Origin of the sequence: Streptomyces sp. NPDC059787, from assembly GCF_042732315.1 — a bacterium.
GTDB classification, from domain to species: Bacteria; Actinomycetota; Actinomycetes; order Streptomycetales; family Streptomycetaceae; genus Streptomyces; species Streptomyces atrovirens.
Map to the genome: position 1 here is coordinate 16439 of NZ_JBHWHX010000007.1, position 23032 is coordinate 39470.

A 23032-nucleotide genomic window follows, 5' to 3' on the forward strand; every position below is an offset into this window, starting at 1 on the left:
TGTTCCTCACGGTCGGTGTGCGGTGGCCGGAAGAATACGACAGCGCACTGACACCGCGACCGTGCACCGGATCAGCCCGGAGCACGGTCCTTCTCCGGCACCGGCGGCCCGCTGCCGATCCCGGCGGCGGCCACCGCCGTACGGGCGCGCGGGCCCTGGAACAGGTACGTCAGTCCGAAGCCGGCGCCGACGACGACCGCGCCGCCGGCCGCGTCCAGGATCCAGTGGTTGCCGGTGGTGACGATCGCGGCGGCCGTGAACAGGGGGTGGAGGAGGCCGAGGGCCTTCGTCCAGGGCTTCGGCGCGATGACCGCGATCACCACTCCGCACCACAGGGACCAGCCGAAGTGCAGCGACGGCATCGCCGCGTACTGGTTGGTGAGGTGGGTGAGGGTGCCGTAGTCGGGCCGGGAGAAGTCCTGGACGCCGTGGACCGTGTCGATGATGCCGAGGCCGGGCATCAGGCGGGGCGGGGCGAGCGGGTAGAGCCAGAAGCCGACCAGGGCGAGGAGGGTGGCGAAGCCCAGGCTCGCGCGGGCCCAGCGGTAGTCGACGGGGCGGCGCCAGTACAGCAGGCCGAGGACGGCCAGCGGGACGACGAAGTGGAACGACGTGTAGTAGATGTCGAAGAACTCCCGCAGCCGGCCGATCCTCACCACGGCGTGGTTGACGGCGTACTCGATGTCCATGTGGAGCAGGCGTTCGAGGTCGAGGATCTGCTGTCCGTGTTCCTCGGCGCGGGCGCGGCCCGCCGAGTTGCTGCCGCCGGTCACGGCGAGGCGGACCTGGGCGTACGCGCTGTAGGTGACGCGGATCAGCAGGAGCTCGAGCAGGAGGTTCGGGCGGATGAGCACCCGGCGCAGGAACGGCAGCAGCGGAACGAACGCGAAGCGCGCCGGGGCGGGCGGGGCGTACGGGGTCGGGACCGGTGTGCGGAAGTACGGCGAGCCGCGGGAGAGGAAGGGGGCCGCGGTGGCCGCGGCCAGGGCCACCAGGAGGACGGTGTTGTCGCGCAGCGGGTGCAGGAACGCCATGTTCGGCAGCATCGTCTTCGCCGGCAGTGTCATCACCAGGATGACGGCGACGGGCCACACCGGGCGGTCGCGGGCGCGTCCGCCGACCCGGCCGACCACGGTGAGCAGCACCCACAGCAGCTGGTGCCGCCACGCGGTGGGGGAGACGGCGATGACGGCGCAGCCGGTGACGGCGACCGCGAGCAGGAGCTGGCCGTCGTGGGCGTAGCGCACCGCGCGGCGCAGGGCGAGGGCCACGACCGCGGCGCCGATCAGCAGGAAGAGACCGGTCTCCAGTGGGCCCCGGAGGCCGAGGCGGAGCAGGGCGCCGTGCAGGGACTGGTTGGCGGGGTCGTCGGCGGGGCCGCCGAGGCCGGTGCCCGCCAGGTGGTGCACCCAGTAGGTGTGGGAGTCGTGCGGCAGCGCGGCCCAGGCGAGCGCGGTGGCCGCGGCGAAGGTGACGCCCGTGGCGGCGGCGGCCCGGCGGCGGCCGGTGAACCACAGCAGCGGGGTGAGGAGGAGGAGGGCGGGCTGGAGGGCGGCGGCGACGCCGGTCAGTACGCCGCCGACGCGCTGCCCCCGCGCGACGAAGCAGCCCAGCAGGACGAGCAGGACCGGGATGATGCTGGTCTGGCCGAGCCAGAGGGTGTTGCGCACCGGCAGGGACAGCATGAGCAGGCTGACGGCGACGGGCCCGGCGAGGATCTCGGTGCGGCGGCCGACCGGCCGGGGCAGGGCGCGGGCGGCGATCAGCCCGAGGGCGACGACCAGGAGCAGCGTGCCGAAGGTCCAGCCCCAGCCGAGGGCCTGTTCGGCGGGGCCGGTGAGGGGGGCGAGGACGAGCCCGCCGAAGGGGGTGCCGGTGAACCGGGTGGAGTCGTAGAGGGAGCCGCTGACGTGCAGGACGCCCCCGGGGCCCACCCAGGTCTCCCATGCGGTCAGCCGTTCCCCGGGTGACGTGGTGAGAACGGCGGTGACCTGGCGTGCGGCGAGGACGGCGGCGAGCGTCCAGAGTCCGAGGCGTGCCATGCGCAGCCGTGCCCGGGGGCCGCCGGCGGCTGCCGCCCCGTAGGGCTCCGTCGCTTGTCCGCTGCGGTCCGCGTCCATCACCCTCGCCGGCCTCCCACCCGCTCGACTCACAATGAGTCATCACGCGATCTCTCTCCGTGACGAGCATAGGGTTCGCACCCCCGGGCGGGTCGCAAGCGACCCCCGCCCCACCTGACGGCCCCGCGGCTTCCGCCCGGTCGGCGATGGCCCACATTGGCCACCGTCGCCCGCGAGGGGCGCGAGAAGGGTCACACCGAACAGTCGGCCGAAGCCCTCGAGGGCGGCGCCGCGTGCCTGCACATCCCCCATTTAGATGCACTATGCAGCTAAGCCCGTACCGCCCGTAACGGCACCAACGGCGCCTATCGTCGTTTTCTTCGGCCCGCCGACAGCGCCGCCGCGCGGACCCGTCCCTGTTCCCGTCGAAAGGTAGGCGAGCGAAGTTTTGGCCACCGCCACGGTCACCGCTCCCCCGTCCACGCGAAAGGCCTCGCAGAAGGCCGGCGCCGCGCACACCCCCGCCCCCACCGTCACCGACCCCGCGCTCGTCCGGCGCGCCGTGAAGGCGGCGGCGCTCGGCAACGCGATGGAATGGTTCGACTTCGGTGTCTACAGCTACATCGCGGTCACGCTGGGCAAGGTCTTCTTCCCCTCGGGCAACCCCACCGCCCAGCTGCTGTCCACGTTCGGCGCCTTCGCCGCGGCCTTCCTGGTCCGCCCGCTCGGCGGCATGGTCTTCGGCCCGCTCGGCGACCGCGTCGGGCGGCAGAAGGTCCTCGCCCTCACCATGATCATGATGGCGGCCGGCACCTTCGCCATCGGCCTCATCCCGTCCTACGCCGCGATCGGCGTCGGCGCCCCGATCCTGCTGCTGGCGGCCCGTCTGGTGCAGGGCTTCTCCACCGGCGGCGAGTACGCCGGCGCGTCCACCTTCATCGCCGAGTACGCCCCCGACAAGCGGCGCGGCTTCCTCGGCAGCTGGCTGGAGTTCGGCACCCTCGCCGGATACATCGGCGGCGCGGGCCTGGTCACGCTGATGACCGCGCTGCTGTCGTCGGACGACCTGCTGTCCTGGGGCTGGCGGATCCCGTTCCTGATCGCGGGCCCGATGGGCATCGTCGGCCTGTATCTGCGGATGCGCCTGGAGGAGACCCCGGCGTTCGCGGCCGAGGTCGCCAAGGCCGAGAGCGAGCGCCCGAAGGTGCCGCTGCGGGAGATGGTGACCGGCCAGTGGCGTGCGCTGCTGCTGTGCGTGGGCCTGGTGCTGGTCTTCAACGTCACCGACTACATGCTGCTGTCGTACATGCCGAGCTACCTCACCAGCGAGCTGGGCTACGACGCCACGCACGGCCTGGTCGTCGTGCTCGGCGTGATGGTGCTGATGATGATCGTCCAGCCGTTCGCCGGCGCGCTGACCGACCGGGTCGGCCGCCGTCCGGTGATCGCGGCCGGCTGCGCCGGGTTCCTGGTGCTGTCCGTGCCGGCGCTGCTGCTGATCCGCGACGGCGGTCTGCTCGCGGTCGCCGCCGGCATGGGCGCGCTCGGCCTGCTCCTGGTCTGCTTCACCGCCGCCATGCCGTCCGCGCTGCCCGCGCTGTTCCCGACCCGGGTGCGCTACGGCTCGCTGTCGATCGGCTTCAACGTCTCGGTGTCCCTGTTCGGCGGCACCACCCCGCTGGTGGTCACGGCCCTGATCGGCGCGACCGGCAACATGATGATGCCCGCCTACTACATGATGGCGGCGGCCGTGATCGGCGGTTTCGCGGTGTGGCGCATGGCCGAGTCGGCGGGCCGCCCGCTGCCGGGGTCGGCGCCCTCGCTGGAGGCCGGGGCGGCCGGGACACACCGGGAGAACGCCTGACGGGCGGCGGGGGCACGGCGTATCTTCGTCAGCGGCACTAGTTAGGCTAGCTAACCAGCCGTACGGAAGGCACAGGTGCATGAGCGAGTCGCAGCTCTGGCAGAAGGTGGACGACTACTTCACCGGCCGCCTCCTGCCCGACGCCCCTGACGACGCCCTGGCGGCGGCCCTGCGCGACAGCGACGCCGCCGGGCTCCCGCCGATCGCCGTCTCGGCCCTGCAGGGCAAGCTGCTCCAGCTCCTCGCCCAGCTGCAGGGGGCCAGGAACATCCTGGAGATCGGCACGCTCGGCGGCTACAGCACCATCTGGCTGGGCCGCGCCCTCCCCGCCGACGGGCGGCTGGTCTCCCTGGAGTACGACCCCGGCCACGCCGAGGTCGCCGTCCGCAACATCGCCCGCGCGGGGCTCGACAAGCAGGTCGAGGTGCGGGTGGGCGCGGCGCTGGAGTCGCTGCCCCGGCTGGCCGACGAGAACCCGCCGCCGTTCGACGTGGTCTTCATCGACGCCGACAAGGTGAACAACCCGCACTACATGGAGTGGGCGCTCAGGCTGACCAGCACGGGCAGCCTGATCATCCTCGACAACGTGGTGCGCGGCGGCCGGGTGGCCGACCCGGACAACACCGACCCGGACGTGCTGGGCACCCGCGCCGCCCTCGACCTGATCGGCAGCCACCCCCGGCTGAGCGGTACGGCGGTCCAGACGGTCGGCGCCAAGGACTACGACGGCTTCGCGCTGGCCCGGGTGCTGGCCTGAGCCCTGTGCCCTACACCTCGTGGTAGAAGCCCACGTTGACGCTGCGCGGGGCGGTGCGGTCCTGGACGACGACCTCGCCGCTGCCGCCCCGGGGCAGCGCGACGGTGCCGCCGTAGGCGACCGGGTGCTCGTACCCGCCGACGGTCAGCCGCACCTCGGAGGACGGCTCGGGCAGGGAGCCGCGCAGCCAGGTCAGCTGCCAGGTGCCGTCCGGCGCGCACTGGAACTCCAGGTGGACCCGCGAGACGAACAGCCAGTCGTCCGGCGTGGAGAGCCGGCACAGGGACTTGTCCCGGCCCACCCGCAGCACGGTGCCCGGCTCGCTGGGCGCGTCGGCCATGAGCATGCCGGCCGTGGCGCCCGCTTCCGCCGCGGACACCGCGGCCATGGTGAGTTCGAGCACGTGGGCTCCTCCTGAGACGTCCTGGCGGACCGGAGGGGCCCGGACCCGCTGCCGCCGAATGATAAAACGCCCGGCTCCACGGCGTCCGGCACAATGGCCTCATGACCGAGCGAAAGCCACCTGGCGTCGACTTCGAGTCCTGGGTCGACAAGCAGATCCGTGATGCCGAGGCCCGCGGCGAGTTCGAGCAGCTGGCGGGGGTGGGCAAGCCGCTCCCCCGCGAGGTCGAGACCACCTACGACGAACTGTGGTGGGTCAAGCGGAAGATGGCCCGTGAGGGCTTCTCGGTGCTGCCGCCGACGCTGGCCCTGCGCAAGGAGGCCGAGGACGCGCTGGAGGCGGCCCTCGCGGCCCCCTCGGAGCGGATCGTGCGGAAGATCCTCACGGAGATCAACGCGAAGATCAGCGACATGATGTTCAAGCCGCCGCCCGGCCCCCCGCTGGGCAAGAAGCCGTACGACGTCGAGGACGTCGTACGGCAGTGGCGGGAGCGCCGGGCGGCGACGGGCGGGTCGGACGGCTCAGGCGTGTAGCAGCCGTTCCGCCAGCTCTCGGTAGTCCCGCAGGGCGAGCCGCAGTTGCTCGGTGTCGGTCGCCGCCGCGGCCCCGCTCGTTTCGGCGCCGTCGGTGTGCCAGGACCGCCGCAGGGTGCGGCGCCGCTCGGTCACCGCGTCCGTGAAGCGCGCGGTGAGCTCCTCCAGTGCGCGGTCCGCCTCCTGTACGGCATCCCGCGGCGCGTCGACGAACCCGGCCACGGCGTGCTGCAACTGCGCCGTGAGCTTGTCGGTGTCGTCGAGCCGGAGAAGACGGGCGACGGGGGTCCGGTCACCGTCGTGGTGCGTACCGGTGCCGGTGCCTGCGGAGATCCGGTCGTCGTGGTGCGTACCGGTGCCGGTGCCTGCGGAGATCCGGTCGTCGTCGTGGTGCGTACCGGTGCCGGCAGGGGCGGTGGTGCCGGACTCCGGGTGTGCGGCGGCCGGCGGGCTCTCGCCGCCGGGGGCGGTGCGGCCGGTTTCCTCACGGGTGCCGAAGCCGCTGCCGCGGGCTCCCGTGTCACCCGTGTCAGGGGCGTCACCCCAGGCGCCGGGAGCGGTGCGGCCGACTTCCTCGCGGCTGCCGAAGCCGCGTGCGCCCGCGTCCGGGGCACCGCCCCGGGCACCGGGGGCCGGGGCCTCGCCCAGGGGGCCGGGGGCCGTACGGCCGGCCCCTTCACGAGTGCCGAAGCCGCGGGCGCCCGGGTCCGGGGTGTCGCTCCGGGCATCGGGGGCCGAGGCGTCGTTCCGGACGTCGGGTGTGGTGCGGTGCCCCTCGACAGGCGGGGTGTCGCCGGGGCGTCGGGTCGCGTCGGTCATCGGTCAGCTCTCCTTCGCCTGGTGCCGGTGGAACAACGACGGTGTGCGGTGGCCGCGGCCGGCGGCCGGGGACGTACGGTCGCCGTCCGCGCCGACGCGGTGGCGTCCGGCCTCGTGCCGGGACGGCCGCACCAGTTCCTCGAACAGCGCGCGGGCCTCGACGACGGCCTCGCGCATCTCCTCGGTGCCCGCACCACCGTCGTGCGCGCCGTTCGCGCGTGCCTGCGCCACCCGGTGCACACGCCGGTAGCCCTCGACATGGTGGGCGTGGTGCACGGACAGCGCGGCGAGCTGGTCCTCGTAGTGCCCGTCGGCGGGGAAGCCGCGGGCGGCGGCGAGTTCGGCGATCAGCCGGTCCGCCTCGGCGACCGCGTCCCGCGGCGCGTCGACGAACCGCTCCTGGACGGCCGTCCAGCGCGCCTCGTACCTCTCCCGCTCGGTGGACTCCAACGGCCGTACGCGCAGGTCGCCGTGGCGCTCCACGCGCTCGGCGAGCTCCCGCTCGGCGGCCTTGGTGTCCCCGTCGTGCCGGGCGACGGCACGGTCGTACTCGGGTCCGAAGCGCCGCTTCAGACCGGCGCCGTGCCGCGGGCCGCGGGCGCGCGAAATCAGTACGGCCGCGACGACGGCGACCGCGACAATCACGATCAACGCAATGATCAGGCCAGTGGACATGGATGCCTTCCGGGTTATCGGCCCAACCGGCACTCCTCGCGAGCCGGTTCGTCTTCCGGGTTGCCCGAAGGTTCACCCACAAACAGTTCGGGGCCGTCACGGTCCGCCACGGCTTGTTCGCTCGCGGGCCGCGAGAATGCGGGCATGGTGTGGACCGTGGAACCGGAACCGTACGACTCCCCCGTCGCCGCCGCGCTGTGGCGGGCGTACTACACGGAGGTCAGCGACCGCTGGTACCTGCTGCACGAGGGGCGGCGGACCGGCCCCGAGGAGCTGGAGCGGGAGATCGCCGCCGTGTCGGGGGCCGACCTCGCGCCGCCGAAGGGCCTGCTGCTGGTCGCGCGGTACGCGGGCGAGCCGGCCGGCAGCGCGGGCGTCCGGCTGCGGGCCGGTACGACCGCCGAGCTGACCCGGGTGTTCCTGTACGAGGGGATGCGGGGCAGGGGCGGGGCGGCGCTGCTGGTGCGGGCCGCCGAGGACGCGGCCCGTGCCTCGGGCGCCACCCGGATGATCCTGGACACGCGCGGGGACCTCGTCGAGGCGCGGGCGCTGTACGCCCGGCTCGGCTACACGGAGACCGGGCCGCACAACACCGACCCGTACGCCGAACACTGGTTCGCCAAGGAGCTGGGCTGAGGAACTGGACTGAGGAGGCGCCTCAGCCGGCCCGTGCCACCGCCCGTTCGTCGTGCGGGCGTTCGCTCCGGGAGCCGCACAGCTCGTCGTTCAGCTCGTGCACCAGCCGCACCAGGTCGGTCGGACGGTCCGGCCCCCACCAGTCGCCGAGCAGTTCGGCCAGCGACTCCTCGCGGGCCCGCGCCAGCCGCTCCGTCACCTGGCGCCCCTCGTCGGTGAGCACCATGTCGACGCCCCGGCGCACGGCGAGATGCCGTATCTCGGCCTGGCGGGCGGCTTCGAGGACGACGTTCAGCGGGACGGGGCTGCGTTCGGCGAGCCTGGCCGGTTCCACCGAGCCGTGCTTCCTGATGCGCAGGAGCATCCAGCTCGTCGCGGGCAGCAGGTCGTAGCCCGCGCGGTCGGTGATCTTCCGGTAGATCTCACGGCGTCCCTCGCGGGTGCCGAGCACCGACAGCGCACGGCACACCTCGTCGTACGAGGACCGCTCCACGGGGTTGCTGGCGAGCGTCTCGGTGACGTCGGGCGCGGTGACCGAGGCGCGCAGCCGGTCCTCCTTGAGGAACCAGGCCAGCGCGAATCCGAGGAGGGCGATGGGTACGGCGTACAGGAAGACGTCGGTTATGGCGGTGGCGTACGCGTCGAGCGCCGGCGGGCGCAGGGCGGGCGGCAGGGCGGCGATGCCGCGCGGGTCGGCCTCCAGGGAGTCGGCGGAGACGCCGGGCGGGAGCCGCGTTCCCCGGAAGGCGTCGGTGAGCTCGCTGCCGAGGCGGCTCGCGAAGATCGTGCCGAAGATGGCGACGCCGAACGAGGCGCCGATGGAACGGAAGAAGGTCGCGCCGGAGGTGGCGACGCCGAGGTCCTCGTAGGGGACGGCGTTCTGCACGATCAGCACCAGGACCTGCATCACCAGGCCGAGTCCGAGGCCGAAGACGAAGAAGTACGCGCTCATCTCGGCGGTGGAGCTGTGCGCGTCGAGCCGGTGGAGCAGCAGCAGTCCGAGGGTGGTGACGGCGGTGCCGGCGATGGGGAAGACCTTCCAGCGGCCGGTGCGGCTGACGATCTGCCCGGAGCCGGTGGAGGACAGCAGCATCCCGGCCACCATCGGCAGCATGTGCACGCCGGACATGGTGGGGGTGACGCCCTGGACCACCTGGAGGAAGGTCGGCAGATAGGTCATCGCGCCGAACATGGCGAAGCCGATGATGAAGCTGATCACGGCGGAGAGCGTGAAGGTGCGCACCCGGAACAGCTTCAGCGGCAGCACCGGCTCGGCGGCCCGCCGCTCCACCGCCACGAAGGCCACGGCGAGGAGCGCGCCGAGCACCGCGAGCCCGATGATCTGCGGCGAGGCCCACTCCCAGGTGGTGCCGCCGAGGGAGGCGACCAGCACCAGGCAGGTGGCGACGGAGGCGATGAGGAAGGTGCCGAGGTAGTCGATGACGTGCTTGGTCCGCCGGCGCGGGATGTGCAGCACCGCCGCGATCACGGCGAGGGCGACGATCCCGACGGGCAGGTTGATGTAGAACACCCAGCGCCAGCTCAGGTGCTGGGTGAACAGTCCGCCGAGCAGGGGCCCGAGGACGCTCGTCGCGCCGAACACCGCCCCGAACATGCCCTGGTAGCGGCCGCGTTCGCGGGGCGGGACGAGGTCGCCGACGATCGCCATCGACAGCACGATCAGCCCGCCGCCGCCCAGGCCCTGGAGCGCGCGGAACGCGATCAGCTGGGACATGTCCTGCGCCGCGCCGCACAGCGCGGAGCCCACCAGGAAGATCACGATGGCGGTCTGGAAGAGCCTCTTGCGCCCGTACTGGTCACCGAGCTTGCCCCACAGCGGGGTCGCGGCGGTGGAGGCCAGCAGATACGCGGTGACCACCCAGGACAGGTGCTCCAGGCCGCCCAGTTCGCTGACGATGGTGGGCAGCGCGGTGGCGACGATGGTCTGGTCGAGGGCGGCGAGCAGCAGGCCGAGCAGCAGGGCGCCGATCGAGACCACGACGTTCCCGGACACGTGCTCCCGGTCGCCGGCGTCACGGCCCGGTGGTCCGGCGCCGGGTGCGGGCCCCGCGTTGCTCACCTTCGGCGTCGTACGGCGCGCGTCCCCGGCCATGAAGACCTCCACAGAGAACTGGTTCCACCGTCCATCGTGATCGGTGTGTCCCGTTATGGCCTGTCGAGTCCTACCGGAAGTCCACATTCCGGGGGCGCGCGGACAGGACTGTGAAGAAGATCTGCATAATCTCTGGAGTTCGCGAGGGGAGGGATGAACACGTGGAACAGCCGAACGGAAACCCGTGCCCGGAGTGCGGTGCGCCCAGAAACAGCGACAACACGCCGTCGTGCGCCTGCACCGTCCGCGCGTCCGACGCCCTGCGCGACGCCCGTACGGCGGAGGCCGCAGCCGCGGAGGACTTCGATCCGCTGCGCATACGGCCGTACGTCGAGCTGGACGACGGGGCCGGGCGGAGTACGCCGGACGGGCCCGCGGAGGCCGCCGGTGCGGCGGGGGCGCCCGCTCCGTCCGCGGAGGAGCCCGGCGCCTCGGGGGCGGCCGACGAGACCATGACCCTGCGCGCCGTCCCGGCGGAGGCGGCGCCCGGCGCGGCGGACCCGACGTCCGTCCTGCCGACGCCGCTGGCGCCCGGGACGGCCCGGCCGAACGCCACCGACCTGCACCTGTTCGACACCACGCGGCCCCTCGCGGCCGTCCCCGCCGCGCCCGGACCGGCGCACGCCGACGAGGCACCGCCGCGCCGGCGGCGGCGCGGGACGCTGTTCGCGGTCGCCGGGGCCGTGGTCGCCGTGGTGGGGGCGGCGGGGTGGGCGAGCGGAGTGTTCTCCTACGAGACGCCGTCCCGGGACGGCGCGGCGCCGGAGGAGGTCAGGGCGAGCGTCCCGGACCCGTCGTCCTCCTCGCCCTCCGCGGAGCCGTCGGCCGGCGCGTCCTCCGCCGCGCCGTCGTCGTCCGCCTCCCCGTCGGCCTCCCCGTCGGCGAGCGCGAGCGCGTCGGCCTCGCCGTCACCGTCGGCGTCCACCACGTCGGCGAGCCCGTCGGAGTCCGCCGAACCGTCCTCGGCCCCGACGACCACGGCACCGACCGACTCCGCCGAGGACACGGAGGAGGCCGAAGGCGGCAGCACCGGCCCGGTACTGCGCCGCGGCGACCGGGGCGCGGAGGTCACGGAACTCCAGCAGCGCCTGCGCCAGCTGTACCTCTACAACGACGAGGCCAACGGCCAGTTCAACCGCCGCGTGGAGGAAGCCCTGCGCAACTACCAGTGGTCCCGGGGCCTCCAGTCCGAACTGAGCGTCTACGGCCCGGAAACCCGGACCCGCCTGGAGACGGAGACCCAGGAGCCGTGACCCCGGACCCGCGCGGGGCCGCACACCGGACCGCACGACGTCCGCGGCGACCGGAAGAGGCTTCACCAAATCCCGGAAGCCACTACGGACGAAGCCCGCGGGGGCCACAACCGGCCCAGCACCACACACCGGACCGCACGACGCCCGTGGCGACCGGAAGAGGCTTCACCAAACCTCGGAAGCCACTACGGACGGAACCCGCGCGAGTCGCAGGCGCCCGTGTCCCGGGCCGTATCGCGACCGCGGCACGTCGGGTGGGTCGGTCGGGTACGGGCCGCCCCCGGACGCGCCTCGCGCCGGAAGCCCGAGCCGTAAGGGCGCGGCCTTGGTGAGGGGCTACTCCGTGATGTGCAACCGGATCGTGCCGTCGGCCGCCGCCTCCACCCGTACCCGGGTCAGGTCGCGTACGAGTGCGTCCGGGGCGTGGAAGCCGGCCCGGGGGCCGATGCCCACGACCCGCATCCCGGCCGCGCGGCCTGCGGCGATACCCGCGCCGGAGTCCTCGAAGACCACGCAGTCGGCCGGGTCGACGCCCAGTTCCGCCGCGCCCTTCAGGAAGCCCTCGGGGTCGGGCTTGCTCGCGCCGACGGACTCCGCCGTCACCCGCACGCCGGGCTGCTCAAGGCCGGCGGCGGCCATCCGCGCCGTCGACAGGGCGACGTCGGCGGAGGTCACGAGCGCGTGCGGCAGCCCCTTCAGGGAGGCGAGGAACGCGCGGGCGCCCGGCACCTCGACGACGCCCTCGGTGTCCGCGGTCTCCTCGGCGAGCATGCGGGCGTTGTCGGCGTGGTTCTGTTCCATCGGACGGCCGGGCAGCAGCAGGGCCATCGAGGCGTATCCCTGGCGCCCGTGCACGACCTTCATGACCTCGTCGCCGTCGAGCCCGTTCCGGTCGGCCCAGCGCCGCCAGACGCGTTCGACGGAGGCGTCGGAGTTGACGAGGGTGCCGTCCATGTCCAGCAGGAGGGCGCGGGCGGTGAGTACGGCGGTGGCCGTCATCGGCAGCTCCAAGACGCGGCGGAGGGGGTTTCGGACGGGGTGGCCCGGGGAACAGAGTGACCCCGCCCGCCGGTCAGGGGAAACGAGCGGGAGCCACTTTGTTCATCCACGGTACAAAACAAACCCGGCATCCCGCCACCTCCTTCGCCGACCGTTCACCGACGCTTCGGCCCGCCGTCACCGCGGGGGCCCGCGCGGCCGGGCGTCACCCGGCGATCGCCTCCCACAGGCTCCACACGCCCAGACCCAGCATCAGCAGCGCCGCGATCTGCGTGATCAGCTTCAGCGGCACCCGCTTCATCAGCGCCTTTCCACCGACGATGCCGAGCCCGGCGACCGCCCACAGCGCGAGCACCGCGCCCAGGCCGACGGAGAGCGGGTCGTCGTAGCGGGCGGCGAGGTTGGCCGTCATGATCTGCGTCAGATCGCCGAACTCGGCGACCAGGATCAGCATGAACCCGGCCCCGGAGACCTTCCAGAAGGACTGGTTCTCCGGCTTGCGGACCTCCTCCTCGTCCTCGTCCTTCTTCATCAGCAGCACCGCCGCGCCGCCCAGGAAGAGCACACCCGTGATCGCGTGCACGATCTGCTGCGGCAGCAGCGTGAGCACGCTTCCGGCCGCCACCGCGAGCGCGACGTGCAGCGCGAAGGCGGCGGCGACACCGGCGAAGACGTAGGAGGCGCGGTAGCGGGTGCCGAGGACGAGGCCGGCGAGCGCGGTCTTGTCCGGCAGTTCGGCGAGGAAGACGACGCCGAAGACGACGGCCGTCACGGTCAGGCTGATCAACGGTTCCTCAATCGGTCGGGACTGCCCCACCGAGAGTGCTGTGCGATTCCACGGGACACCTCGGCACGGCAGCACACGTGGCACCCGCGCCGTACGGCACGGGCGTGCACTGCTTGCCGAAGGTCTCGCTGGCCGGCCTCGCGTCACGAGGCCCGCCTCCGGGCGCCGGCTCAGGCGAGCTGAGCAGTATGTCGACGGTCCGGCGAAGAGCTACTCCCCTTCTGCGCCGTCCATGGTACGCGAGGTCCGCGCCGGCCGTCGTACGCGGAAACTTCACACCCGAACCATAGACGTGTCATGAACACGTCACTACCTTCTTACCGGATCCACCCCTCCCGGCAACACGGCGCGGCGAGCATTCCCCTGCCCGCACGCCAACGACCCCACCCCACAAGGGAGTTCGCATGTCGAAGTTCTACGCGCGTCGACGGCTCAGCATAGTCGCGGCGTTCACCGGACTCATAGCCTCCGTCGGCCTGTTCAACGGGCCGAACGCCTCCGCCGCCCTCCCCACCCCGGTCAGCGCCGCCACCGCCCGCGGCTACCTCGCCACCCTCGACGTCCGCACCGAGAACCGCACCGGCTACGACCGCGACCTCTTCCCGCACTGGATCACCCAGTCCGGCACCTGCAACACCCGCGAGACCGTCCTCAAGCGCGACGGCTCGGGCGTCGTCACCGACTCCTCCTGCGCCGCCACCAGCGGCAGCTGGTACTCCCCGTACGACGGCGCCACCTGGTCCGCCGCCTCCGACGTCGACATCGACCACCTCGTCCCGCTCGCCGAGGCCTGGGACTCCGGCGCGAGCGCCTGGACCACCTCCCGGCGCCAGTCCTTCGCCAACGACCTGACCCGCCCGCAGCTCCTCGCCGTCACGGACAACGTCAACCAGTCCAAGGGCGACCAGGACCCCGCCACCTGGATGCCGTCCCGCACGGCCTACCGCTGCACCTACGTCCGCGCCTGGGTCCAGGTGAAGTACTACTACGACCTGTCGGTCGACTCCGCCGAGAAGACCGCCCTGCAGAACCACCTCGCGAGCTGCTGAGACGAATTGCCGGGTGCGCAAATCTCCCCGGCGGCCTCCGTCGCTGCGTACCGTACGGGGCGACGGAGGAAGGGGTCACCATGGCCGGACTGCGGCTCGGACCACTGCTGAGGTACATCGACGGCTCGTCCGCCACCATCTGGGTCGAGACCCACCATCCGGGCACCGTCGAGGTGCGCTGCGCGGACGGGACCGGCGGGACGGCCGGCACCTTCCGCATCGCGGACCACCATTACGCGCTCGTCCACGTCACCGGTCTCACACCGGGGACGGCCACCCCGTACGAGGTCTTCCTGGACGACACCCGGGTGTGGCCGCCGGCCGAGGACCCCTTCCCGTCGCTCCCGCCGTCCGTCATCCCCACCCCGGGCCCGGACGGCCGGGTGCGCGTCGCGTTCGGCTCCTGCCGCTGGGCCTCGCCTCCCACCGGGGAGCCCGACCCGGTGGGCCCGGACGCCCTGGACGCCCTGGCGAAACGCATCGCCGCCGATCCGGACGGCGAACGCCCCGACGTCCTGCTGCTCCTCGGCGACCAGGTGTACGCCGACGAGACCTCCGACGCCACCCGCGAGTGGCTCGCCACCCGCCGCGACCTGGACGACCCCCCGGGCGGTCAGGTCGCGGACTACGAGGAGTACACCCACCTCTACTACGAGTCCTGGCTCGACCCGCAGGTGCGCTGGCTGCTGTCCACCGTGCCCACCTGCATGATCTTCGACGACCACGACGTGATCGACGACTGGAACACCTCCGCCTCCTGGGTCGCCGACATGCGTGCCACGTCGTGGTGGCACAAACGGGTGCTCAGCGGCCTGATGTCGTACTGGGTGTACCAGCACCTGGGCAACCTCTCCCCCGCCGAGCTGGAGGCCGACCCGCTGTACGCGTCCGTCCGGGCGGCCGACGACGGCACCGACGCGCTGCGCGCCTTCGCCTCCCGGGCCGAGGCGGACGCGGCCACCGTGCGCTGGAGCTACCGGCGCGACTTCGGCCGGGTGCGCCTGGTGATGGTGGACAGCCGCGCGGCCCGCGTCCTGGAGGAGGGCCGGCGCTCCATGCTCGACGCGGCCGAGGCCGACTGGCTGCGCGAACAGACCCTGGACGAGCGCGGTTCCTACGACCACCTGCTCATCGGCACGTCCCTGCCCTGGCTGCTGCCCCACCTGGTGCACGACGTCGAGGCGTGGAGTTCCGCGCTGTGCCGGGGCGACAAGGGCACCCGCTGGGCGCGGCTCGGGGAGAAGCTGCGGCGCGCGGCGGACCTGGAGCACTGGGCGGCCTTCCCGGAGTCGTTCGGCGAGCTGGCGGAGCTGATCGCCGAGACCGGTACGGGGCCGGAGGCGCCGGCGACGGTGTGCGTGCTCTCCGGGGACGTCCACCACGCCTATGTCGCCGAGCCGAGCTGGCCGGACGGCACCGGTCCTGACTCCCGGGTGGTGCAGCTGACCTGCTCGCCGGTCCACAACTCCATTCCGCTGTCGATGAGGATCGGCTTCCGCGTGGGCTGGGGCGGGGCCGCCCGGCTCCTCGGCCGCCTGTTCGCGCGGCACGGCCGGCTCGCCCCGCCGCCGGTCACCTGGCGCAAGACGGGCGGGCCCTGGTTCGGCAACCAGCTCATGACGCTGACGACCGAGGGGCGTTCGGCGGTGCTGCGCCTCGAACACGCGCAGCAGGAGGAGACCGGGACGCGTCTCAGGAGCGTGACGGAGACCCGGCTGAGCCGGTGAGATCCGAAACCTGTGAGCCGCCTGTGAACCGTGGTGTGGATTCGGTCACGCCGATGGTCATGACGGCGGGGCGGACGCCGTATTGACCGGCGGGAGCTGGCGCCCGAACAGCCGAATCAGGGCAAACCCGAGGGCTAAATGTTGAACTTGCAAGTATGAGTTAGGGACACCTAACGTGGGGAGTCGACTCGGTTCCGTCCCCCGGACCGGCCCCACCCGGGGGCCGGCCTGACCGAAGGAGACCCCCCACATGACCGGACGCCTCAACAGCGCCCAGCCATATGCCCTGGGCATGTTCCGCATCGTCATCGGCCTGCTCTTCGCCTGCCACGGCGCCGTGGACCTGCTCGGCCTGTTCGGCGGCGCGGACGGCAGCGGCGGCACCGTCGAGACCGGCACCTGGCCCGGCTGGTACGCGGCCCTGATCGAACTCGTCGGCGGCACCCTGGTCCTGCTCGGCCTCGGCACCCGCGCCGCCGCGTTCGTCTCGTCCGGCGCGATGGCCTACGCGTACTTCAAGGTCCACCAGCCCCAGGCCCTGTGGCCGATAGAGAACAGCGGCGAGAGCGCGGCCATGTACTGCTGGGCCATGCTCCTGCTGGTCTTCACCGGCTCCGGAGCCCTCGGCCTGGACCGCCTGTTCACCAAGGACTCGTCGGCGAACGGCGAACGGGAGACGGAGCGGACCCCGGTGACGGCCTGACCGTCCTCCCCACGGGGCCGCACGAGCCCCACGGGGCCGCACGAGCCCCACGGGGCCGCACGAGCCTCACGGGTGCCCTCCCTCGTACGACGGGGAGGGCACCCTTCCCCTTTGCGCGGGGAAAGGGAAGAGGAACGCCGGGCACCGCACGCGCGAACCCCCCGTGACCTTTCTGTCACTCGCCGGGCGTACGCTGTATGGCTGTCATCGGCCACTCCTGCCACTCCTGCCGCTCCCCGCGTCAGCGCGGCACGGCGCGGCCTGCGGGGGAGCCACGGGGAGTTCGGGTGGAGAGTCTGGGGTCGCTGGTCGGCAGCCCGTGGATCTATGCGGTGGTGGCCCTCTCGGTCCTGCTCGACGTGTTCCTCCCGGTCCTGCCGAGCGGAGTACTGGTGATCACCGCGGCCACGGCGGCGGCCGCGGGCACGGCGACCGACGTTCCCGACATCCTGGTGCTGACGCTGTGCGCCGCCACCGCCTCCGTCCTGGGCGACCTGGTGGCCTACCGCCTCGCCTGGCGCGGCGGCGCCCGGCTGGACAGGGCGATCGCCCGTTCGCGGCGGCTGAAGAGCGCGCAGGAACGTCTCGGCGCGGCGCTCGCCCGGGGCGGCGGCGCGCTGGTCGTCCTCGCCCGCTTCGCCCCGGCCGGACGCTCGGTGGTCTCCCTCGGCGCCGGCGCCGCACGCCACCGCGCCCGCGACTTCCTCCCCTGGTCCGCCCTGGCCGGGCTGTCCTGGGCCGCGTACAGCGTGGCCCTCGGCTACTTCGGCGCCCACTGGCTGGGCGCGACCTGGCTGGCCACGGCGGTATCGGTGGGCGCACTGTTCGCAGCGGGCGCAGGCGCGGGCTACCTGATGCGCCGCCACCCACGCCCTTCATGAACCACCCCGGCCACGGACACTCACACCATTGAGCCGGCACCCCCAACTGCGGGCAGTCGCGCCACCCCCAACTGCGGGCAGTCGCACCACTCCCGGCTGCGGGCAGTCGTGCCTCCCCCAGCGCCTTGAGGGCCTGGGAGGTACCCCCAGGGCGATGGGGGTCCCCCGCTCGAGCGGAGCCGAGAGTGGGGAGGGTGGGCGATGGGGGTACCTCCCGCTCGAGCGGAGCCGAGAGTGGGGGAGGCACCCCGCAAACGCCGGGCCGCGCAACACCCCCCGCCCAGCCCCGGCACCGGTACCGACACACCGGCACCGGCGTCCCTACCCCGCCGCCCGCCGCGCCGCGCCCCCACGCACCTCCAGCCCGTCCAGCAGCTCGGCCGTCGCCAAGGCAACCGCCTCCACCGCCCGTTCGAACACCTCGCGATTATGAGCGGCCGGCGCCCGGAACCCGGACACCTTCCTCACGTACTGCAGGGCGGCAGCCCGGATCTCCTCTTCCGTGGCCTCCTCCGGCTGCACGGGCGGACGCAGGGTCTTGATACTCCGGCACATGCCCCCAGTCTGACGCGCCCTCTCGGCAATTCGCCACCCAAAATCGAACAGGCGTATCATTGGGCCGTGGCTGCGACCTACGATTTTCCGAGTGACCTCCTCGCCGGTCAGGAGGAACTGCAACAGGTCCAGGGCGAGTTGTCCGCCCTGCTGAAGCGGCTCCCCTGGTCGGTCGAGCCCCTCGACGGCTTCAGCGACGACAACGGCTGGCGCAAGATCGAGCGCCCCGCCTCACCCGGCTGGACCGCCGACGAACAGGCCGAGGTGGAGAAGCTCCGGCAGCGGGAGCACGAGCTCGCGGTGTTCGTCAGCACCCACCGCTACTGGGCCGAACTCACCGGCGCCGACCGCATGCACGCCCGCTCCCGGCTCAAGCACACCCGCGAGAAGACGGAGGAGTCCTCGTAGAGGACGGGCGAAAGGACCGGGGAGGCACGACGACAAGGACCCCCGGAGCAACTCCGGAGGCCCTGTGTCCCGGTGGGCGCGGACGGTTTCGAACCGCCGACATCCTGCTTGTAAGGCAGGCGCTCTACCCCTGAGCTACGCACCCGGGGCCCGGGCCGTGCGCCCAGGTCGAGTCGACAGCCTACATGGCCGGGGCACGGACCGGCACACCCCCACCGGCGGTCACCGGGGGATATCCCCACCCCTGATCCGCCAGCCGCCCGGATCCCCCCGCGGGTTCCCCGTCCGTACGGTCGAAGAGCGCCCGGACACCGCCGGTGAGCGCCACCGTCCGTCCCAGGGGGAGACCGTCATGACCCGTACCACCACCCGTACCGCCCGGATCACCGGCCCCGCCTCCGACCGCCGTGCCGCGTGGACACGCGTCCTCGCCCTCGCCGGGTCCACCGTGGTGATCGTCGCGGGTGTGAGCGCCTGCGGGGCCTCGGCCGCCGACGACGACGATCCCGACCACCGGTCCTTCGACCTGCCCGGCAGGACCCTCACCATCGACTCCGACGACTCCGCCCTCGAGATCGTCGCCTCGGACGAGAACCCCTCGGGCAAGGTCGGGGTCACCCGCTGGTTCCAGGGCACCGTCGCCATCGGCACGGACCCGGAGGTCACCTGGTCCATGGACGGCGACCGGCTGGTGCTGCGGGAGAAGTGCTCCGGGCTCGTCGCCGACTGCTCCACCAAGCACCGCATCGAGGTGCCCCGCGGCGTCTCCGTCAAGGTCGAGGAGAAGGACGGCAGCGTACGGGCGCGGGGCTTCCGCGACGCGCTGAGCATCCGCACGACGGACGGTTCGGTCCGTGTCACGGACTCCACCGGGCCGCTGGAACTGCGCACCGGTGACGGGTCCGTGCGCGCGGAGGTCTCCTCCCGTACGGTGCGCACCCACAGCGGTGACGGCTCGGTCCACCTCGAACTGGCCGCCGTACCCGACCTGGTGGACTCCCGCAGCGGCGACGGTTCCCTGACGATCGACCTGCCGCGGGCCTCCTACCGCGTGGACACCGGGACCGGTGACGGCGCCGAGGACGTGTCCGTGTCCCGCGACGACTCCAGCTCCCATGTGGTGACCGCGCGCACCGGCGACGGCAAACTCACCGTCCGCACGGTGAACTGACCGACCCGTGTCTTCGTCCTTCACCGGTGGGAGAATGACATCGGGCAGGGCGAACGACAGTACGGGAGAGGGATGTGACGGCGACACCAGCGCAGCCGTACTCGCCGTCGGAGCCGCGCGTGCCTCGCGTGCGTCGTGCCGTGCCTCCTCTCTCTCCGCGGCCGGGTGCCCGCCGGGCCCGCGGCGCGCTGCGGGACGCGCTCGCGCTCGTGGGAATGCCGCTGGTCGCGGCGCTGGTGCTGCCCGCCGCGTTCGCCGGGGGCGGGACGCGGCGCTGGTTCGGCGGACGGGCCGAGAACCAGCGGGCCGAGGCGCAGGCCGCCAAGGACGCGGCGGCCGCCGCCTTCTACGAACTCGACACCGCCCAGCGCGACCTGCGGATCTCCATCGAGACGATCACCGCGGTCGACGACTCCCCCGCCGCCCGCCGGGCCGTCGCCGACTTCGAGGCGCTCGGCCGGCGCATCGACGAGGCCAGCCACCGGTACATCAGCGCCGTCGACGCCCATGACTTGGACCGCGACGACCTGGAGGCCTCGGCCGCCGCCCAGGCCCGCGACCGGCTGACCGCCGCCAAGGACGAGCTCGGCCGGGTCAAACAGGAGCTGGACCGGTTCACCGACGGGCTCGGTTCCCTTCTCGGCAAGGCCGAGACCCAGCTCGCCCGGCTCGCGCCCGCCGTCGAACGCGCCCGGCAGGCGCTGCTCGCCGCCTCGAACGCCCTCGACACCGCACGCGGATCGGGCCTGAGCGCCGACGACCTCGCCGCCCGGCTCGCCGCGCTCTCCCCGGAACTGACCAAGCTGAACCAGGGCGCGGGGCAGCACGGCGTGCCGGGGACCCTGGAGCGGGCCGAGCGGGTCACGCGCGAGGCCGAGGCGGTCCGCGTCGAAGCCGACCGGCTGCCGGAACGGGCCGCCGAGATCGACCACCGGCTGGTCTCCCTGCGCACCCGCGCCCAGGCCCTCACCACCCGCTCCGAACAGGTCGAACCGGTCCTCAGCGAACTGCGCCGCCGCTTCACCGCCGCCTGCTGGCAGGACCTGCAGCACGTCCCCGACGTCGCCTCGGAGAACGTGGGCCGGGCGGAGGCGAGACTCGCCGAGGCCCGGGCGGCCCGCGAGGAGCAGCGCTGGGCGGACGCGACCGCTCTGCTGTCGACCGCACGGGCGCTGCTGAACACGACCGACGAGGCGGTGTCGGCCGCCGGCGACCGGCTGCGGCGGCTGAACGCCGTGCAGAAGGACCCCGGGCAGGAGATCGAACGCACCCGGTTCGCCATCCGGGACGCCCAGCGTCTGGCCATGGCCGGCCGCAACACACCCGACCCGCGCCACGCCCGCCCCCTGGACGACTCCGTGGCCCGTCTGGAGCGGGCCGTCGCCGGACTGGAGGGCCGCCATCCCGACTACTGGCACTTCCTGACGGAGACGGAGGAGGTACGGGCGACGGTGGGCCGTGTGGTGGCCCTGATCCGGGAGGAACGCGGCGGCGCCGCCCACTGACCGTCCCGGCGCGGGCCGATCCGGTTAACCTGTGCCCATGCCTCGCTACGAGTACCGCTGCCGGACCTGCGGCGACACCTTCGAACTGAGCCGCCCCATGGCGGAGTCCTCCGCGCCCGCGGCCTGCCCCGCGGGTCACGACGACACGGTCAAGCTCCTCTCCACGGTCGCGGTGGGCGGCACCGCCTCCGCCGCGGCCCCCGCTCCGTCCGCGGGTGGCGGCGGTGGCGGCTGCTGCGGTGGCGGCTGCTGCGGCTGACCCCCGCCCGGGGGACACGGCACCGGACGTCAGCCGCACATCAGCTGCCGAGACAGCGCAGCATCAGCTGCCGAGGTAGCGCAGTACCGCCAGCACCCTGCGCGAATAGCCCTCGCCCCCCGTCAGTCCGAGCTTGTCGAAGATCGCGTTGGTGTGTTTCTCCACCGCGCTCTGCGAGATGTGCAGCCGACGCGCGATGGCGGCGTTGGTGTGCCCCTGCGCCATCTCTGCCAGCACCGCCTGCTCCCGCGCGGTGAGGCGGGCGAGCGGGTCGGTGTGCGTCGTGCGGCCGAGCAGCTGCCGCACGACCTCCGGGTCGAAGGCGGCGCGTCCCTGCGCCACCCGCTCCAGGGCGTCCAGGAACTCGTCGACCTGGACGACACGGTCCTTGAGCAGGTAGCCGACCCCTTCCGACTCACCGGTCAGCAACTCGGTCGCATACCGCTTCTCCACGTACTGCGAGAGCACCAGCACCCCCACGGACGGCCAGCGCCGGCGTATCTCCAGGGCCGCGCGCAGCCCCTCGTCGGTGTGCGTGGGCGGCATGCGCACATCGGCCACCACCACGTCCGGCGGGTCCTCCGCGACCGCCCGCAGCAGCAGTTCCGCGTTGCCGACGGCGGCCAGCACCTGATGTCCCTCCTCCGCCAGCAGCCGTACCAGGCCCTCTCTGAGCAGGGTGGAGTCCTCGGCCAGGATCAGGCGCATGGCAGCTCCGCGGTCACCAGGGTCGGCCCGCCCGGCGGACTGCGCACCTCGAGCCGCCCGTCGAGTGCGGCGACGCGCCGGGCCAACCCGAACAGTCCGCTGCCCGTGGCGTTCGCCCCGCCCCGGCCGTCGTCCTCGACACTCACGTACAACGCTCCTTCCCTCGATCCGACCTCGACCACTATCCGGGTCGGCTTCGCGTGCTTCACCGCGTTGGTGACGGCCTCGCAGACGACGAAGTAGACGACGGTCCCCACCGCCCGCTCGGGCTCCCCGGTGAGCCCGTACTCCACCCGTACCGGGACGGAGGCCCGCTCGGCGACCGTCTCCAGCGCCGCCCGCAGCCCCGCCTCGTCCAGGGTGGTGGGGTAGATCCGCCACGCCACCTCGCGCAGGTCGTCCAGGGCGTGCCGGCTCTCCTGGTGTGCCTGGCGCAGCAGCCGGTCCGTGCGGGCCGGGTCCTCGCTGCGCAGGGCGCGGCCGAGCAGCATGCCGAGCGCGACCAGGCGCTGCTGCACTCCGTCGTGCAGGTCCCGCTCGATGCGCCGCCGCTCGTCGTTCACCGCGTCGACCACGGCCGCGCGGCTCGCGGACAGCTCGGCGATGCGCCGCTCCAGCGCGTCCTGGTGGCGGGGGCCGAGCAGGCGGCGGGCCAGCTTCCCCTCCAGTTCGGCCACGCCGACTATCCCCTGGACGGCGAGGAAGAGGAGGAAGAGCCCTCCGAGGGAGGTGAGGGCGACCGCTCCGGGGGTGCGTATCTCGTCGACCAGCAGCCAGAGGTACATCCACGACGTGCCGTACCCGAGGCCGATCGCCACCGAGAGCATCACCACCGCGCCCAGTACGCCCAGGGTCCAGCGACAGGCCAGGTACCCCAGGGCCTGCGTGTCCTCGTACGCGGATGAGGTGTGCGCCCTCAGCCAGGTCCGCAGCCGGGTGCGGTTCAGCTCCGTCAGTCCTCGCGCGCCCGCGAGGACCGGTCGGAGCACGGCGCGTCGGCCGCGCGGCCAGGCCACGACGAGCAGGAGGGGCAGGCCGGCCAGGACGGTGTAGAGCAGCTCGACGACGGCCGCGGCGGCGCCCCACATCAGCCCCACCGCGCACCGCGTCACGCGCCGCACCATGTCTCGCATGATCGCGAGGCTAGTCGGACGCGGCATGGGGGCA

23 protein-coding genes and 1 tRNA gene are annotated in these 23032 nt (G+C 73.0%); 13 read left to right on the forward strand and 11 right to left on the reverse strand.

Translation table 11 applies throughout. The features are described 5' to 3' along the window. Positions 1-71: 71 nt before the first annotated feature. Positions 72-2120 carry a bifunctional glycosyltransferase 87/phosphatase PAP2 family protein gene (locus ACFV5H_RS08570; protein ID WP_385193815.1) on the reverse strand — a complete coding sequence of 683 codons (2049 nt, stop codon included), beginning with the start codon at positions 2118-2120 and terminating at the stop codon, positions 72-74. 388 nt (positions 2121-2508) lie between these two features. On the opposite strand from ACFV5H_RS08570, the gene proP reads away from it, so the two are divergent. Both proP and ACFV5H_RS08580 read left to right on the forward strand, forming a co-directional pair. Continuing rightward, a complete protein-coding gene (proP, locus tag ACFV5H_RS08575; protein ID WP_385047341.1) occupies positions 2509-3924 on the forward strand; it encodes a glycine betaine/L-proline transporter ProP in 1416 nt (471 codons plus the stop codon). Between the two features lie 79 nt (positions 3925-4003). Beyond that, a complete protein-coding gene (locus tag ACFV5H_RS08580; RefSeq protein WP_385047338.1) occupies positions 4004-4681 on the forward strand; it encodes an O-methyltransferase in 678 nt (225 codons plus the stop codon). A gap of 10 nt (positions 4682-4691) precedes the next feature. Here ACFV5H_RS08580 and ACFV5H_RS08585 read toward each other — a convergent pair whose 3' ends face one another. Continuing rightward, the gene (locus tag ACFV5H_RS08585) at positions 4692-5084 is read right to left on the reverse strand and encodes a hypothetical protein (protein ID WP_385047335.1); all 393 of its coding nucleotides are present in this window, start codon (positions 5082-5084) and stop codon (positions 4692-4694) included. A gap of 101 nt (positions 5085-5185) precedes the next feature. On the opposite strand from ACFV5H_RS08585, the gene ACFV5H_RS08590 reads away from it, so the two are divergent. Then, the gene (locus ACFV5H_RS08590) at positions 5186-5617 is read left to right on the forward strand and encodes a DUF1992 domain-containing protein (RefSeq protein ID WP_385047332.1); all 432 of its coding nucleotides are present in this window, start codon (positions 5186-5188) and stop codon (positions 5615-5617) included. Here the strand turns inward: ACFV5H_RS08590 and ACFV5H_RS08595 are convergent. After that, positions 5606-6436 carry a hypothetical protein gene (locus tag ACFV5H_RS08595; RefSeq protein ID WP_385193633.1) on the reverse strand — a complete coding sequence of 277 codons (831 nt, stop codon included), beginning with the start codon at positions 6434-6436 and terminating at the stop codon, positions 5606-5608. The genes ACFV5H_RS08590 and ACFV5H_RS08595 overlap by 12 nt on opposite strands. 3 nt (positions 6437-6439) lie before the next feature. Beyond that, complete coding sequence (locus tag ACFV5H_RS08600) at positions 6440-7111, reverse strand: hypothetical protein (RefSeq protein ID WP_385047325.1); 672 nt, start codon at positions 7109-7111, stop codon at positions 6440-6442. 144 nt (positions 7112-7255) lie between these two features. Between ACFV5H_RS08600 and ACFV5H_RS08605 the strand changes: the two genes are divergently transcribed. Beyond that, positions 7256-7747 (forward strand): GNAT family N-acetyltransferase, encoded by a 492-nt coding sequence (locus ACFV5H_RS08605; RefSeq protein ID WP_385047322.1) that lies wholly within the window; start codon positions 7256-7258, stop codon positions 7745-7747. 22 nt (positions 7748-7769) lie between these two features. Here the strand turns inward: ACFV5H_RS08605 and ACFV5H_RS08610 are convergent, their stop codons facing one another. Continuing rightward, positions 7770-9860 (reverse strand): DHA2 family efflux MFS transporter permease subunit, encoded by a 2091-nt coding sequence (locus ACFV5H_RS08610; RefSeq protein WP_385047319.1) that lies wholly within the window; start codon positions 9858-9860, stop codon positions 7770-7772. Between the two features lie 161 nt (positions 9861-10021). On the opposite strand from ACFV5H_RS08610, the gene ACFV5H_RS08615 reads away from it, so the two are divergent. Next, on the forward strand, positions 10022-11113 hold the full coding sequence (locus ACFV5H_RS08615; RefSeq protein ID WP_385047317.1) for a peptidoglycan-binding protein: 1092 nt from the start codon (positions 10022-10024) through the stop codon (positions 11111-11113). 336 nt (positions 11114-11449) lie between these two features. On the opposite strand, the gene ACFV5H_RS08620 is transcribed toward ACFV5H_RS08615, so the two are convergent. Together ACFV5H_RS08620 and ACFV5H_RS08625 are read right to left on the reverse strand one after the other, a co-directional pair. After that, positions 11450-12112 carry an HAD-IA family hydrolase gene (locus ACFV5H_RS08620; RefSeq protein ID WP_385047314.1) on the reverse strand — a complete coding sequence of 221 codons (663 nt, stop codon included), beginning with the start codon at positions 12110-12112 and terminating at the stop codon, positions 11450-11452. Between the two features lie 205 nt (positions 12113-12317). Then, positions 12318-12899, reverse strand: coding sequence for a TMEM165/GDT1 family protein (locus ACFV5H_RS08625; RefSeq protein WP_073935754.1), 582 nt, complete (start codon positions 12897-12899; stop codon positions 12318-12320). 404 nt (positions 12900-13303) lie between these two features. Here ACFV5H_RS08625 and ACFV5H_RS08630 point away from each other — a divergent pair, with 404 nt between their 5' ends. The 4 genes from ACFV5H_RS08630 (at position 13304) to ACFV5H_RS08645 (ending at position 17259) form a co-directional block, all read left to right on the forward strand. After that, on the forward strand, positions 13304-13948 hold the full coding sequence (locus ACFV5H_RS08630) for an HNH endonuclease family protein (protein WP_385193636.1): 645 nt from the start codon (positions 13304-13306) through the stop codon (positions 13946-13948). Positions 13949-14028: 80 nt separating this feature from the next. Then, positions 14029-15675 carry an alkaline phosphatase D family protein gene (locus ACFV5H_RS08635; RefSeq protein WP_385047307.1) on the forward strand — a complete coding sequence of 549 codons (1647 nt, stop codon included), beginning with the start codon at positions 14029-14031 and terminating at the stop codon, positions 15673-15675. A gap of 250 nt (positions 15676-15925) precedes the next feature. Further along, complete coding sequence (locus ACFV5H_RS08640) at positions 15926-16378, forward strand: DoxX family protein (protein WP_385047304.1); 453 nt, start codon at positions 15926-15928, stop codon at positions 16376-16378. A gap of 287 nt (positions 16379-16665) precedes the next feature. Then, positions 16666-17259 carry a VTT domain-containing protein gene (locus ACFV5H_RS08645; protein WP_352384731.1) on the forward strand — a complete coding sequence of 198 codons (594 nt, stop codon included), beginning with the start codon at positions 16666-16668 and terminating at the stop codon, positions 17257-17259. Positions 17260-17580: 321 nt separating this feature from the next. On the opposite strand, the gene ACFV5H_RS08650 is transcribed toward ACFV5H_RS08645, so the two are convergent. Further along, positions 17581-17814 carry a DUF2277 domain-containing protein gene (locus tag ACFV5H_RS08650; protein WP_073935759.1) on the reverse strand — a complete coding sequence of 78 codons (234 nt, stop codon included), beginning with the start codon at positions 17812-17814 and terminating at the stop codon, positions 17581-17583. Positions 17815-17880: 66 nt separating this feature from the next. Between ACFV5H_RS08650 and ACFV5H_RS08655 the strand changes: the two genes are divergently transcribed. Beyond that, a complete protein-coding gene (locus ACFV5H_RS08655) occupies positions 17881-18222 on the forward strand; it encodes a hypothetical protein (protein WP_385193639.1) in 342 nt (113 codons plus the stop codon). A 73-nt stretch (positions 18223-18295) separates the two neighbouring features. Here the strand turns inward: ACFV5H_RS08655 and ACFV5H_RS08660 are convergent. After that, a tRNA-Val gene (locus ACFV5H_RS08660) sits at positions 18296-18367 on the reverse strand. 207 nt (positions 18368-18574) lie between these two features. Between ACFV5H_RS08660 and ACFV5H_RS08665 the strand changes: the two genes are divergently transcribed. The 3 genes from ACFV5H_RS08665 (at position 18575) to ACFV5H_RS08675 (ending at position 21157) form a co-directional block, all read left to right on the forward strand. Next, a complete protein-coding gene (locus ACFV5H_RS08665) occupies positions 18575-19393 on the forward strand; it encodes a hypothetical protein (protein WP_385193642.1) in 819 nt (272 codons plus the stop codon). 74 nt (positions 19394-19467) lie between these two features. Then, positions 19468-20898: a hypothetical protein gene (locus ACFV5H_RS08670; RefSeq protein ID WP_385047295.1), complete on the forward strand. Its 1431-nt coding sequence runs from the start codon at positions 19468-19470 to the stop codon at positions 20896-20898. Between the two features lie 37 nt (positions 20899-20935). After that, a complete protein-coding gene (locus ACFV5H_RS08675; RefSeq protein ID WP_030817855.1) occupies positions 20936-21157 on the forward strand; it encodes a zinc ribbon domain-containing protein in 222 nt (73 codons plus the stop codon). Between the two features lie 63 nt (positions 21158-21220). On the opposite strand, the gene ACFV5H_RS08680 is transcribed toward ACFV5H_RS08675, so the two are convergent. Both ACFV5H_RS08680 and ACFV5H_RS08685 read right to left on the reverse strand, forming a co-directional pair. After that, positions 21221-21865, reverse strand: coding sequence for a response regulator transcription factor (locus ACFV5H_RS08680; protein ID WP_073935764.1), 645 nt, complete (start codon positions 21863-21865; stop codon positions 21221-21223). Next, complete coding sequence (locus tag ACFV5H_RS08685; protein WP_385193644.1) at positions 21856-22998, reverse strand: sensor histidine kinase; 1143 nt, start codon at positions 22996-22998, stop codon at positions 21856-21858. The genes ACFV5H_RS08680 and ACFV5H_RS08685 overlap by 10 nt, the downstream gene beginning before the upstream one ends. Between the last annotated feature and the right edge of the window lie 34 nt (positions 22999-23032).